The organism is Pseudomonas sp. GM55, from assembly GCF_000282395.1.
Lineage (GTDB): Bacteria > Pseudomonadota > Gammaproteobacteria > Pseudomonadales > Pseudomonadaceae > Aquipseudomonas > Aquipseudomonas fluorescens_CC.
The window spans coordinates 161734-174346 of the sequence record NZ_AKJJ01000047.1 but is presented as its reverse complement, the minus strand read 5'-3'; the positions used below and the strand labels follow the sequence as shown (position 1 = coordinate 174346).

The 12613-nt window shown below is 61.1% G+C and carries 13 protein-coding genes; 6 read left to right on the top strand and 7 right to left on the bottom strand.

The genetic code is table 11. From position 1 onward, the window contains the following. The first annotated feature begins 36 nt into the window (after nt 1-36). A complete protein-coding gene (locus PMI31_RS12650) occupies nt 37-438 on the top strand; it encodes a GFA family protein (RefSeq protein WP_008018410.1) in 402 nt (133 codons plus the stop codon). Here PMI31_RS12650 and PMI31_RS12645 read toward each other — a convergent pair whose 3' ends face one another. Next, nucleotides 439-765: a DOPA 4,5-dioxygenase family protein gene (locus tag PMI31_RS12645; protein WP_008018409.1), complete on the bottom strand. Its 327-nt coding sequence runs from the start codon at nt 763-765 to the stop codon at nt 439-441. It abuts the gene before it with no gap. A gap of 86 nt (nt 766-851) precedes the next feature. Here PMI31_RS12645 and PMI31_RS12640 point away from each other — a divergent pair, with 86 nt between their 5' ends. Next, nucleotides 852-1514 (top strand): NAD(P)-dependent oxidoreductase, encoded by a 663-nt coding sequence (locus tag PMI31_RS12640; RefSeq protein ID WP_008018408.1) that lies wholly within the window; start codon nt 852-854, stop codon nt 1512-1514. Here PMI31_RS12640 and PMI31_RS12635 read toward each other — a convergent pair. Then, the gene (locus PMI31_RS12635; protein WP_008018406.1) at nt 1511-2461 is read right to left on the bottom strand and encodes a choline sulfate utilization transcriptional regulator; all 951 of its coding nucleotides are present in this window, start codon (nt 2459-2461) and stop codon (nt 1511-1513) included. The two genes, PMI31_RS12640 and PMI31_RS12635, sit on opposite strands and share 4 nt — an antisense overlap. A gap of 114 nt (nt 2462-2575) precedes the next feature. On the opposite strand from PMI31_RS12635, the gene betC reads away from it, so the two are divergent. From betC to PMI31_RS12620, 3 genes are all read left to right on the top strand, one after another. Continuing rightward, nucleotides 2576-4090, top strand: coding sequence for a choline-sulfatase (gene betC, locus PMI31_RS12630; protein WP_008018404.1), 1515 nt, complete (start codon nt 2576-2578; stop codon nt 4088-4090). A gap of 16 nt (nt 4091-4106) precedes the next feature. Then, on the top strand, nt 4107-5027 hold the full coding sequence (gene choX, locus PMI31_RS12625; RefSeq protein WP_008018402.1) for a choline ABC transporter substrate-binding protein: 921 nt from the start codon (nt 4107-4109) through the stop codon (nt 5025-5027). Between the two features lie 183 nt (nt 5028-5210). Continuing rightward, on the top strand, nt 5211-6779 hold the full coding sequence (locus tag PMI31_RS12620) for a SulP family inorganic anion transporter (protein ID WP_008018401.1): 1569 nt from the start codon (nt 5211-5213) through the stop codon (nt 6777-6779). A 105-nt stretch (nt 6780-6884) separates the two neighbouring features. Here PMI31_RS12620 and aroE read toward each other — a convergent pair whose 3' ends face one another. Continuing rightward, nucleotides 6885-7706 (bottom strand): shikimate dehydrogenase, encoded by an 822-nt coding sequence (gene aroE / locus PMI31_RS12615; protein WP_008018400.1) that lies wholly within the window; start codon nt 7704-7706, stop codon nt 6885-6887. A gap of 13 nt (nt 7707-7719) precedes the next feature. Beyond that, nucleotides 7720-8634: an oxygen-dependent coproporphyrinogen oxidase gene (hemF, locus tag PMI31_RS12610; RefSeq protein ID WP_008018399.1), complete on the bottom strand. Its 915-nt coding sequence runs from the start codon at nt 8632-8634 to the stop codon at nt 7720-7722. Nucleotides 8635-8797: 163 nt separating this feature from the next. On the opposite strand from hemF, the gene PMI31_RS12605 reads away from it, so the two are divergent. Then, nucleotides 8798-9775, top strand: coding sequence for an NADPH:quinone reductase (locus tag PMI31_RS12605; protein ID WP_008018398.1), 978 nt, complete (start codon nt 8798-8800; stop codon nt 9773-9775). Nucleotides 9776-9919: 144 nt separating this feature from the next. On the opposite strand, the gene PMI31_RS12600 is transcribed toward PMI31_RS12605, so the two are convergent. The 3 genes from PMI31_RS12600 to PMI31_RS12590 all read right to left on the bottom strand — a co-directional run bounded on the left by PMI31_RS12600 (nt 9920) and on the right by PMI31_RS12590 (nt 12544). Further along, complete coding sequence (locus PMI31_RS12600) at nt 9920-10477, bottom strand: L-threonylcarbamoyladenylate synthase (protein WP_008018397.1); 558 nt, start codon at nt 10475-10477, stop codon at nt 9920-9922. A 54-nt stretch (nt 10478-10531) separates the two neighbouring features. Continuing rightward, nucleotides 10532-11638 carry a DNA-processing protein DprA gene (gene dprA, locus PMI31_RS12595; RefSeq protein ID WP_008018396.1) on the bottom strand — a complete coding sequence of 369 codons (1107 nt, stop codon included), beginning with the start codon at nt 11636-11638 and terminating at the stop codon, nt 10532-10534. A gap of 81 nt (nt 11639-11719) precedes the next feature. Next, nucleotides 11720-12544 carry a hypothetical protein gene (locus PMI31_RS12590; protein WP_008018395.1) on the bottom strand — a complete coding sequence of 275 codons (825 nt, stop codon included), beginning with the start codon at nt 12542-12544 and terminating at the stop codon, nt 11720-11722. Nucleotides 12545-12613 lie beyond the last annotated feature (69 nt).

The following is a 12613-nucleotide window of genomic DNA, read 5'->3' as shown; positions in this document are numbered from 1 at the left end:
TTTCAAGCCCCTGAACACAGGGCGGGAGGTCGAGACATGGGCGAACTTCACACCGGCGGCTGCCACTGCGGGCAACTGCGCTATCAATTCAGCGGGCCACTGCGCGATATTGTCCACTGCCATTGCTCTATTTGCCGACGGGTCAGCGGCGGCATCGTGACCACCTGGATCACCGTGCCGGCATCCGCCTTTCAATGGCTGGCCGGGACGCCGTCGCGGTACGATTCTTCATCCACCTGCGCGCGATATTTCTGCGGCCACTGTGGGGCGCAACTGGCAGTGGTCACGCACCTGAGCCCGGACAGCATCGATCTGACCATCGCCACCCTCGACCATCCAGAGCAAGCACCGGCCGAGCGGCACATCTGGACCGACAGCCGCTTGCCGTGGCTGCATCTGGACGAACACTTGCCCGGCGAGGCTGAAGAAACACTCTGATCAAAAAATAGACAGATCCAGTGGGCGTATTGCACCCATCCAGATGGCGTGCTCGGTGTGGTCGAGCAGATCGTCGCCGGTGTCCGGGTGCAGAAACACCACCAGCCCCTTGCGGTTCAGCGCCAGCCACGGCAGTACGTCGCCCAGCACCTGCGGCTCGAACGCCAACTGGCAGCTCCAGTCCGGGTGCGGACCGACCGGACGCTCGTGCACGCGGCCCATTTTCAGTGGAAACAATTGCGCGGCCTGTTCACACAAGGCCCGCGCCTGCCCGATTGAGTCGGCATCGAAGTAAACATGGGCGTGATAGCCAGTGATCTGCTGCATCTGAATCCCTCTGTAAGCTGTTCGAACCCAAGCCGTTTCCTGCGGGTCAAACGTCATATAGACGCTGGAAAACAGGAAGCCCAGCCATGAAAAATGCCGAAACCCCCGTCGTGAAAGTGGTGCTTTATGGTGCCATGAGTAGCCTGGGCAGTGCGCTGATGGCTGAAATGCTGCGGCGCCAGCATGAAGTGATCGCAATTCTCGATGACCTCAATGCGCTGACACCCCGTCCGGGGCTACGCACCAAGACTGGCGACCTGTTCGACGCGCAACGGGTGAAGCAGAGTGTGGCCGGCAGCTCCGTGGTCATCTGCTTACTGGACGCTCCAGGCTTACCGTTCAACAGCGAACACGTGGAAAAAAACATCGTGCCGGGCCCGGTCGAGCAGGTACTGGCAGTGGATGCGCTAATCGATGGCATGCAGGCAGCAAAAATCGCCCGATTGTTTCTGGTGGGTGATTTCGACGTGCTGGACGATCCGGAAACCGAGGACAGCTTGCAACGTCACGCGGCCGAGGAAATTCGCGAGGCACTGCAAAGCAGCCCTTTGCAGTGGACGCTGGTTAACGAACCGCGCGGGGTACCGGGGCTGACCATCGAACATTTTGCCCAAATCGGTGGCAACCTCGAGCCAGGGCTGGCCGAACCGCTCGGACGGCTGGCCCGCACCGCCGTGGGCATTGCCGATGAATTGCACCTGAAGCTGCACATCGGCGAGCACGTCAACTTCATCGCCACCGAAAGCTAAACCGCAATGGACGGCAGCGTCAGACCGTTGAGCGATTGCGCACTGCTGGCCTGTTCGGCCATCAACCAATCCACAAACTGCTGGATCAATGCTCCGCGCCGTTTGCGTTGTGGCAGGACCACGTAGTAACCCAGCCTCGACATCACCGTTTCGCCGATCGGTCGACACAACAACCCTTGCGCCAGCAAGTTATCCACAAGGTGGCGCCAGCCGATGGCCACGCCCTGGCCGCCAATCGCGGCCTGAATCAGCAAGGTGTAATTGTCGAAGCGCAATTGCCCGGGCGCCGGGGCCGAGGTGATGCCCAGTTCACGGAACACACCGCTCCAGTCGAACCAGTTACTGCTATGTTCCCCACGCAGGTGCAGCAACGGAAACTCGAGCAATGCCTGGGCCGGCAAGGGCAAGGTCCGCTCGCTCAACAACTGCGGGCTGCACACCGGAAACACTTCCTCGCTGAACAGCCAGTGGCTTTCACCCTGCTTGAAGCGGCCATCGCCGAACAGCACCGCCACATCGATATCGGTACGTAGCATGTTATGGCTGCGTTCACTGGTGACCAGGCTGACATCCACCTGCGGATTGGCCGCGTGAAAACGGTGCAACCGCGGCATCAACCAATAGGCGGCGAAAGCGAAGTCGGTCGCAACCTGCAGCACTTCATGCTGTTGCTGTGCGCTGATTGCGCTCAACCCTGCGTCGATATTCTGCAAACCGAGCTGAACTTGCTCGAAAAGAATCTGCCCGGCCTCGGTCAGTTCGATGCCGCGATAAATGCGGTCGAACAGGCGTGTCGCCAGTTGTTCCTCCAGGCGCTTGATCTGTTGGCTGATGGCCGGTTGCGTGGTGCCCAGCTCAACCGCCGCAGCCGTGAAGCTGTGCTGTCGGGCCGCCGCTTCGAAGGCACGAAGCAGGTCCAGTGACAGGTCACCAAGGGCGTCATACATAAGCTGTGCTTATCCTAGTCATTGCCGCGCGTGGGCTTTACCGCAAGGTGTGAGGGTTTCATTCTCGAAGCCAGCACTCTCGCATAAACATCCACTATGGAATGCCGCGATCACATGAAGCGCAAGAACATTCTTTTCATCATGGCCGATCAAATGGCCGCGCCAATGTTGCCGTTCTACGGCCCATCGCCCGTCAAACTCCCCCATCTCAGCCGTCTCGCCGCCCAAGGCGTGGTGTTTGACTCGGCTTATTGCAACAGCCCACTGTGTGCGCCGTCGCGCTTCACCCTGGTCAGCGGCCAGTTGCCGAGCAAGATCGGCGCCTACGACAACGCCGCCGACTTCCCCGCAGACGTACCGACTTATGCCCATTACCTGCGCCGCCTCGGCTACCGCACCGCCCTGTCGGGCAAGATGCATTTCTGTGGGCCGGACCAGTTGCATGGCTACGAAGAACGCCTGACCAGTGATATTTACCCCGCCGACTACGGCTGGGCGGTGAACTGGGATGAGCCGGACGTGCGTCCGACCTGGTATCACAACATGTCGTCGGTGCTGCAAGCCGGCCCGTGTGTGCGTACCAATCAGCTGGATTTCGACGAAGAGGTGGTGTTCAAGGCCCAGCAGTACCTGTTCGACCATATCCGCGAAGATGGCGACCAGCCGTTCTGCCTGACCGTTTCGATGACTCACCCGCACGACCCGTACACGATTCCCAAAGCCTTCTGGGATCTGTACGACGACGCTGACATCCCGTTGCCTGCGACGCCGGAGCAGTACGATCTCGATCCGCACTCGCAACGTTTGCTCAAGGTCTATGACCTGTGGGACAAGCCTCTGCCTGTGGACAAGATACGCGACGCCCGCCGCGCCTATTTCGGCGCGTGCAGCTATATCGACAGCAACGTCGGCAAACTCCTGCAAACCCTCGAAGATACCGGGCTGATCGATGACACCATCATCGTGTTTTCCGGTGACCACGGCGACATGCTCGGCGAGCGCGGGCTCTGGTACAAAATGCACTGGTTCGAAATGGCCGCACGGGTTCCCTTGTTGATCAGCGCACCGGGGCAATTCGGTGCCGGTAGGGTCAGCGCCAGCGTTTCGACCGCCGACCTGCTACCGACGTTCGTCGAACTGGCCGGTGGCTCGCTGGAACCGGGCTTGCCGCTGGATGGCCGTTCGCTGGTCCCGCACCTGCAAGGGCAGGGCGGTCACGACGAGGTGTTCGGCGAATACATGGCTGAAGGCACCATCAGCCCGCTGATGATGATCCGCCGAGGCGCCTACAAATTCATCTACAGCGAAGACGACCCTTGCCTGCTCTTCGACGTACACAATGATCCTCACGAACGGGAAGAACTCAGCCATTCGCCGCAACATCGCCAGTTGTTCGACGACTTTCTCGCCGAAGCGCGGGCCAGATGGAATATTCCGGCGATTCACCAGCAGGTGCTTGCCAGCCAGAGGCGCCGGCGTTTCGTGGCCGAGGCGCTGACCCTCGGCAAGCTGAAGAGCTGGGATCACCAGCCAATGGTGGACGCCAGTCAGCAATACATGCGTAACCACATCGACCTCGACGATCTGGAACGTAAAGCACGTTATCCACAACCCTGCCAAAATCAATAATGTTAAGGGGAAGTCCATGCAAAAGTTATCCACAGTACTGACGGTCGGGCTCCTGGCGCTGGGCAGTGCATCGGCGTTTGCCGATCAGAGTTGCGAAACGGTGAAAATGGCCGATCCGGGCTGGAGCGACATCGCCGCAACCAATGCCATCACCGGGTTTCTGCTGGACGGCATGGGCTACAAGGCCAAGGTCGACACCCTTGCGGTGCCGATTACTTTTGGCGGGCTCAAAGATGGCCAGGTCGATGTATTCCTGGGTAACTGGATGCCGGCGCAGCAGGGCTTCTATGACAAATTCGTCGCCAGCGGTGATGTCACGCAATTGGCGAAGAACCTCGACGGCACCGAGTTCACCCTCGCCGTTCCGGACTACGTATGGGACGCGGGTGTGCATGACTTTGCCGACCTGAACAAATACGCCGACAAGTTCGACCGCAAGATCTACGGCATCGGCTCCGGCGCACCGGCGAACATCTCGCTGCAAGAGATCATCAAGAAAAACGATTTCGACATGGGCCAGTGGAAACTGGTCGAGTCCAGCGAGCAGGCAATGCTGGCGGAAGTGTCCCGCGCGGTGAAAAAACAGAAATTCGTGACCTTCCTCGGTTGGACCCCGCACCCGATGAACGTGCAACTGAAAATGCATTACCTCAAGGGCGGCGAGAAATACTTCGGTGACACCGGCAGCGTCCACACCCTGACCCGCAAAGGTTATGCACAGGCCTGCCCGAACGTCGGCAAACTGCTGACCAACCTGAGCTTCACCCAGGACATGGAGAACAGCATCATGGCCGAGGTGGTGAACAACAAGGTCAGCAATGCCGACGCGGCGAAGGCGTGGATCAAGGCCAATCCGGCGGTGCTGGATAAGTGGCTCGAGGGGGTGAAGACCGTAGATGGGCAAGATGCATTGCCGGCGGTCAAAGCCAAGTTGTAAGGTTCAAGGACGCCATCGCGGGCAAGTCGGATCGCCGCACCGCCGCTCCCACAAGGATCTCCGAAAACCTGTGGGAGCGGCGGTGCGGCGATCCGACTTGCCCGCGATTCGATGGTCGCTCTTGCACAACTGTTTCTGACCCACCACCCTGACATTTTCGCCGTTTATTCACCGAGAGGCCCCATGGCCCTGCCAAGCCGCCATTCACTCTTCCCCTTCCTTACCTGGTTGCCCCGGCAAACCCGCGCCAGTGTCGGTCGCGACCTGATCGTCGGCCTCAGCGGTGCGATTCTCGCGTTGCCGCAATCCATTGCCTACGCACTGATTGCCGGCCTCCCACCGGAGTACGGCTTGTACGCGGCGATCATCCCAGTGCTGATCGCCTGCCTGTGGGGTTCGTCCTGGCATTTGATCTGCGGTCCTACGGCGGCGATCTCGATTGTCCTGTACGCCAGCGTCAGTCCTCTGGCCGTTCCTGTGTCGCAGGACTACGTCACGCTGATCCTGTTACTGACGTTTCTTGCCGGCATCTTTCAGTGGCTGCTGGGTTTGCTGCGGTTTGGCGCGCTGGTGAATTTCGTCTCGCACTCGGTGGTACTCGGCTTCACCCTGGGTGCCGCCGTGGTGATTGCCATCGGTCAATTGCCTAACCTGCTGGGGCTGGACTTGCCCAGCCAGGCCACCGCGCTGGATAGTTTCATCACGTTGTTGCGCCATCTCGGCGAAATGGACAAACCTTCGCTGGCGCTGGGCTCGGCGACCGTGGTGGTGGGCGTGATCCTCAAGCTGTGGTTGCCACGCTGGCCGACGCTCTTAATCACCCTGATTCTCGGTGGCTTGCTGGTTTGGCTCTGGCCATCAATGTTCGGCCATGTGCAACTTGTCAGCGCCTTTACCGGCAAGCTGCCGCCTTTCAGTCCGTTGCCGCTGGACCTCGATCTGATCCTGCGGCTGCTACCCAGCGCGGTGGCGGTCGGTATGCTCGGGCTGGTGACCAGCCTGTCGATTGCCCGCTCGATCTCGGCACGTTCGCAGCAATTACTGGACGCGAATCAGGAAGTTCGTGCCCAGGGTTTGTCGAATATCGTCGGGGCGTTTTTTTCCGGATCGCTGTCGGCCGGCTCCTTCACTCGCTCAGGCCTGAGCTATGAAGCGGGGGCCTGTTCGCCACTCGCGGGGATTTTTTCGGCATTGTGGGTGGCGCTGTTTGCGATCTTCGGCGCGAGCCTGATCGCGCACATCCCGATTCCGGCTATGGCCGGCAGCATTCTGTTGATCGCCTGGGGACTGGTGGACCATCGTGGCATTCGTGCGTTGTTGCGGGTCAGCCGCGCCGAATTTGTGGTGATGGCGCTAACCTGTGTCGCTACGCTGCTGCTGGAGTTGCAGACAGCGATCTACGCCGGCGTGTTGGCCTCGCTTTTTTTCTACCTCAAACGCACATCGCAACCACGGGTGCAGCATGTGCGAGATGGCGAGGAAGACATTCTGCGGGTAGGGGGCTCGATCTTTTTCGGTGCCAGCCATTACCTGCAAGTACGCCTGCAACGCATGCACGGCACACGCGTGGTGATCGAGGCGCAGCAGATCAACTTCATCGACTATTCAGGGGTGGAAATGCTGCATCAGGAAGCGCGGCGCCTGCTTCGCCAGGACCGCAGCCTGACCTTGCGCCGGGCCCGGCCGCAGGTGGTTGAAGAGCTGAGGAAGCTGGAAGGGGCGGAGAAATGCCCGATCCGGTTTGAGGATTAATGCACGGCGCCCTGTAGGAGCCGGCTTGCCGGCGATTAACGATGACGCGGTGAGTCTGGTGCTCCGCGTTGCCCATATCGCTGGCAAGCCAGCTCCTACAGAAAATTACAGGGCCAACTGCCGGCGAAGCTCGGCCAAGACCGGCGTCGTATCCGGGCGCACTCCGCGCCACAGGAAGAACGCTTCCGCCGCTTGCTCGGCCAGCATCCCCAAGCCATCCATCGCCACCGCAGCCCCGTGTTCGCTGGCCCAGCGGCAGAACGAGGTCGGCTCCTTGCCGTACATCATGTCGTAGCACACCGTTTTGCCGGGTTCGATCAGGCTGGGCGCTATCGGCGGCACATCACCTGTCAGGCTCGCGGAGGTCGCATTGATGATCAGGTCCACCGACTCCTGCAACCAGTCGTAACCGCTGGCCGAGACCGGCCCCAGATCGCCGAACAGCTCCGCCAGCAACTCGGCCTTGTCCAGCGTGCGGTTGGCGATGATCACCGATGCCGGTTGCTCGGCCAGCAGCGGCTCCAGGGCGCCACGCACCGCGCCGCCAGCACCGAGCAACAGGATGCGTTTGCCCTTGAGGCTGAACCCGGCGTTGACCGTCAGGTCCCGCACCAGCCCGGCGCCGTCGGTGTTGTCGCCCAGCAGACTGCCATCGGCCAGTTTGCTCAAGGTATTGACCGCGCCGGCACGCTGCGCCCGTGCCGTCAGGCTGTTCGCCAATCGATAGGCTTCTTCCTTGAACGGCACCGTCACATTGGCGCCGCGCCCTTCGAGGAAAAAAGTCCGGGCACAAGTGGAAAAGTCGTCGAGTGGCGCCAACAGCGTGTTGTAGTCCAGCTTTTGCCCGGTCTGCTCGGCGAACAGGCGATGGATCAGCGGCGACTTGCTGTGGCCAATCGGGTTACCGAATACGACATAACGGTCCATCAGGTTTCCTCGTTCAGGCTTCGGCCAACCAATCGCGGTCTTGCAGAAAATACTCGGTCAGGCGCGCTTCTTCGCTGCCAGGCTCGGCCTTCCAGTCGTAACCCCAGCGCACTTGCGGCGGCAGGGACATCAAAATCGATTCGGTGCGACCACCTGACTGCAGGCCGAACAACGTGCCACGGTCATAGACCAGGTTGAACTCAACGTAGCGGCCACGGCGGAACTCCTGGAACTCACGCTGTTTGGCGGTGAACGCATCGTTCTTGCGGCGCTGCACGATCGGCAGATAGGCGTCGATGTATGCGTCGCCGATGGCGCGCATGAAGGCGAAGCTGGTGTCGAAGTCCCACTCGTTCAGATCATCGAAAAACAGCCCGCCGATGCCACGTGGCTCGTGACGATGCTTGATGTGGAAGTAGCTGTCGCACCAGGCTTTGTAACGCGGGTAGACGTCCGGGCCGAACGGCGCACAGGCCTGCTCGGCGACGCGGTGCCAGTGGATGCAGTCTTCTTCGTTGCCGTAATACGGGGTCAGGTCGAAGCCGCCGCCAAACCACCAGACCGCTTCTTCTCCTTCCTTTTCAGCGATGAAAAAGCGCACGTTGGCGTGGGAGGTCGGCACATGCGGATTGTGCGGGTGAATCACCAGCGACACGCCGAGGGCTTCGAAGCCACGGCCGGCCAGCTCCGGACGATGAGCGCTGGCCGAGGGTGGCAGACCACTGCCAAAGACGTGGGAAAAGTTGACGCCTCCCTTTTCAATCACTGCGCCGTTTTCGATCACGCGGGTGCGACCGCCGCCGCCGGCCGGCCGGGTCCAGGCGTCTTCGACGAATTGCGTGCCACCGTCTTCGGCTTCCAGGGCGGCGCAAATTCGGTCTTGCAGGTCGAGCAGGTAGGCTTTTACGGCCTCGGTGCGGGTCGTCATGTCATCACCTTGAATCGGGCAATACTACGCGGCGCTCCATGGGAGCTCAGCCTGCGCAAATGGGCCCGTAGCATACCATCGCAAGTCGACCCGCCGCAGTTGACGAAGATCAAGCTTAGGAGTCCGATAGGGCGCTTGGTAAAACGACCTATGGAGAGTTCTGATGGCAAAGCGTATCCAGTTCCGCGCCCATGGCGGCCCCGAAGTGCTCGAGTATGTGGATTACCAACCCGCCGAGCCAGGTCCGAAGGAAGTGCGCGTGACCAACAAGGCCATCGGCCTGAACTTCATCGACACCTATTACCGCAGCGGTTTGTACCCGCCGCCATCCCTGCCATCGGGTGTCGGCTCAGAGGGGGCGGGCGTGGTCGAGGCAGTGGGCAGCGACGTGACCCGCTTCAGGATCGGCGATCGCGTGGCCTATGGCAGCGGCCCTCTGGGCGCCTACAGTGATGTTCACGTCTTGCCCGAGGCCAATCTGGTGAAACTGCCGGACGCCATCAGCTTCGAACAGGCAGCCGGAGTGATGCTCAAGGGCCTGACCGTGCAGTACCTGCTACGTCAGACTTATGAACTCAAGGGTGGCGAAACCATCCTGTTCCACGCCGCGGCCGGCGGTGTCGGCTCCCTGGCTTGCCAATGGGCCAGGGCCCTGGGCGTGAAACTGATCGGTACGGTCAGCTCGGCGGAGAAAGCCGCACTGGCCAAAGCCAACGGTGCCTGGGCAACCATCGACTACAGCCATGAAAACGTCGCCCAGCGCGTGCTGGAATTGACCGACGGCAAAAAAGTCCCGGTGGTGTACGACGGCGTTGGCAAGGACACCTGGCTGACTTCACTCGACAGCGTCGCGCCGCGTGGGCTGGTGGTAAGTTTCGGCAATGCGTCCGGCGCGGTCGACGGCGTGAACCTGGGGATCCTGGCGGGGAAAGGCTCGCTGTACGTGACCCGGCCAACCCTCGGCACTTATGCGAACAACGCCGAGAACCTGCAACGCATGGCCGACGAGTTGTTCGAGATGATCATCAGCGGCAAGTTGACCGTGGACATCAGCCAGCGTTATCCACTGGCTGACGCGGCGAAGGCGCAGACCGAGTTGTCGGCGCGGCGCACGACCGGTTCGGTGGTGTTGTTGCCTTAACACTCAGCGCCTGTTCGGACCTCATCGCGGGCAAGTCGGATCGCCGCACCGCCGCTCCCACAGTGATTTCTGCTGTTCACAATAATTGTGTTCACCACCAAACCTGTGGGAGCGGGCTTGCCCGCGATTGGGGTCGCCTCGGCATCAGTCCGGACGCACAACCCTGCCGGTCGCCAGATCGCGAATCACGCTCGGGTTCTTGCGCCCGCCCAGGTTTCCGCCCAGGACCAGATCCACCTGACCACGGAAATACTGCTCGACGCGAATCCGCGTACGTGCCGCCGGGCGCCCCTGCGGGTTGGCCGACGTCGACACCAGCGGCCCGACCAGCGCGCACAAGTCCCGCACCAGCGGGTGATCGCTGACCCGCAGCGCCACGGTTTCATGCACGCCGGTAATCCACTGCGGCAGCAGGTTCTGGTGCGGCACCAGCCAGGTGTTTGGCCCCGGCCAGGTACTGGCCATGCGGTCCATCCACAATTCGGGGAAGTCTTCGAAGAGGAAATCGAACTGACGGATGTTGTCGGCGACCAGGATCAGCCCCTTATCCACAGATCGGCCCTTGATCAGCAGCAGACGTTCCACCGCTTCCTCGTCCCACGGGTCGCAACCCAGGCCCCAGACTGCTTCGGTTGGGTAGGCAATCACCGCCCCGGCGCGAATTGCTTGCGCGGCTTGTTGCACACGCCAACTGTTGACCATGAAAAACACTCCAGAATAAGGCTCCGTGCAGTTTACCGATCTTGTTTATAAAACCTAGCTCACCCGCGCAAACCAGCGCCCGCTTTCGCAAACGGCGCGACCGTCCATTTCCAGTTCTGTCAACGCCACCAGCACTTTCGGCAAAGCCCAGCCGCTTGCGTCGGCCAGCGCTTCACTGGTGTGAGGCGCAGCATGCAACAGCTTCAACAGTGGGTGACTCGATGCAGTGGTGCAGGTTTCTGTGGATAACGACAGTCGTTGCCAGCCGCGCAAGGCTTCGAGGATATGTTCGATGGTTTCCACCAGCACCGCACCGTCACGGATCAACTGATGGCAGCCGCGGGCGCCGGGATGATGGATCGACCCGGGCATCGCAAACACTTCGCGCCCCTGTTCCGCTGCCAGCCTCGCGGTGATCAGTGAACCGCTGGCGACACTGGCTTCGACCACCAGCACCCCGAGTGACAAACCACTGATGATCCGGTTGCGCCGAGGGAAGTTGCCGGCACTGGGGCCTGCATCCAGCGGAAACTCCGAAAGCACTGCGCTGCCCGAAGCGATCATGGCGTCCGCCAGGCGTCGGTTTCGCTGTGGATAAAACTTCTCGAGCCCCGTACCGAGCACACCGACCGTTTGCCCGCCGACGTCCAGCGCAGCCTGGTGTGCAGCGGCGTCAATACCCAGGGCCAGACCGCTGGTAATGACAAAACCGGCACCGGCCAGGCTGCGGGAAAACGCGGCAGCGGTGTCCATCCCCGGCCGGGACGCGCGACGACTGCCGACCATCGCCAGTTGTGGTTTTTCCAGAATGCCTGGGTTGCCCGCGACAAATAACAGCGGTGGTGCATCGCTGATTTGTGCCAGCAGTGCCGGGTAGTCCGGTTGGTCCCACATCAGCAAATGCTGGGCCGGACGCTCTAACCAGGCCAATGCATGGCTGGCACCGTCACGAGTTTCAGTGCTTCGTCTGGCCTCGGAACAGGCCAGTGGCAAACCCAGCGCGCGCCAGGCACTGGCGGGCGCACTAAGCGCTTTGGATGCCGAGCCGAAAGCTTCGAGCAACTTCTTGAAGCGCGCAGCACCGAGTTCCGGCAAACGGTGCAGACGTAATCGAGCTTCAAGTTCCGCGGGGGAAACCGGTGTAACAGTAGACATCGACATGGATCATCCTTGATCGCTATGAGCATCCGTACAAACGGGAATAAGCTGTGGATAACTCTGTTGGTAACTTGTGAGGCTAGCTTAGGGATTTCGCACCTTGTCCATCACCGACAACGAGCGTGAGGCGCTGAGCACCAGCCCATAACTGAGCTTGTCGTAAGTACGGAAAACCATCAGCAGACCTGCGCGCTCATCGGGAATCTTCAACGGCTGGCCGGTGATCCGGTCCCGCACGGTTTCGCCGGTTTTCATCACCGCCAGGACATTGCCTTCGACCAGTCCATCGCGCTGCCCCTTGTTCAGCGTGACCACGTCCAGTGCGCCGATCTGCGTCACCCCACGCGGCACATCGATGATCAAGCCGTTGACCTCGGTGCCCGGCGCGCTGGGCATGAAAGTCGAATTGATCGAGCGTTCTTCGCCGCTGAACAGGCGGTCGCCGAGGCGGACTTCCTGGGTCGTGCGTTGCAACACCAGGGTGGCGACGTCGCCTTCGGTGGCCACGACCTCGCCGCCGCCGATGTCGTCGGCGTTGATCCCCAGGAACTCCTTGCTCTGCGGATCGGTGTAGACCTTGCCTTGGCGGAAGATGCCGTACACCGGTTGCGCCGGGTCGAAATGGCCGCGGGCAAAGATCCGGTCACCGGTGCCGCTGAGCACGCGCTCGGCATCGCCGGCGACAATGTAGGGCGCCGTTTCGAAATCCTCGGCCTTGTCGACGATGCGGTTGCTCAGCAGAAAACTGTTGATCGATTTCAGCGCAATGCTGGGGATAGCCTCGGTCACCGGGCTGCTGCGCACCTGTGGCGACAGCTTTATGGTGGGAATATCTTCCCGAAGTTGCACTTGCCCGTGTGCCCAACCTGCCGAAGCCAGGAGCAGCAGGGCGAGTAGTGATTTCCTCATGCGGTGAATCCCTTTATTATATGCGTTCGCGTGAAACGCCAGAGCCCTCGGTGGCTCGCTCCCGGCTTG

Bases quoted from the DNA above. Each gene is read 5' to 3' on its own strand.
- PMI31_RS12650 (WP_008018410.1), top strand. From the start codon at position 37: ATGGGCGAACTTCACACCGGCGGCTGCCACTGCGGGCAACTGCGCTAT.
- PMI31_RS12645 (WP_008018409.1), bottom strand. From the start codon at position 765: ATGCAGCAGATCACTGGCTATCACGCCCATGTTTACTTCGATGCCGAC.
- PMI31_RS12640 (WP_008018408.1), top strand. From the start codon at position 852: ATGAAAAATGCCGAAACCCCCGTCGTGAAAGTGGTGCTTTATGGTGCC.
- PMI31_RS12635 (WP_008018406.1), bottom strand. From the start codon at position 2,461: ATGTATGACGCCCTTGGTGACCTGTCACTGGACCTGCTTCGTGCCTTC.
- betC (WP_008018404.1), top strand. From the start codon at position 2,576: ATGAAGCGCAAGAACATTCTTTTCATCATGGCCGATCAAATGGCCGCG.
- choX (WP_008018402.1), top strand. From the start codon at position 4,107: ATGCAAAAGTTATCCACAGTACTGACGGTCGGGCTCCTGGCGCTGGGC.
- PMI31_RS12620 (WP_008018401.1), top strand. From the start codon at position 5,211: ATGGCCCTGCCAAGCCGCCATTCACTCTTCCCCTTCCTTACCTGGTTG.
- aroE (WP_008018400.1), bottom strand. From the start codon at position 7,706: ATGGACCGTTATGTCGTATTCGGTAACCCGATTGGCCACAGCAAGTCG.
- hemF (WP_008018399.1), bottom strand. From the start codon at position 8,634: ATGACGACCCGCACCGAGGCCGTAAAAGCCTACCTGCTCGACCTGCAA.
- PMI31_RS12605 (WP_008018398.1), top strand. From the start codon at position 8,798: ATGGCAAAGCGTATCCAGTTCCGCGCCCATGGCGGCCCCGAAGTGCTC.
- PMI31_RS12600 (WP_008018397.1), bottom strand. From the start codon at position 10,477: ATGGTCAACAGTTGGCGTGTGCAACAAGCCGCGCAAGCAATTCGCGCC.
- dprA (WP_008018396.1), bottom strand. From the start codon at position 11,638: ATGTCGATGTCTACTGTTACACCGGTTTCCCCCGCGGAACTTGAAGCT.
- PMI31_RS12590 (WP_008018395.1), bottom strand. From the start codon at position 12,544: ATGAGGAAATCACTACTCGCCCTGCTGCTCCTGGCTTCGGCAGGTTGG.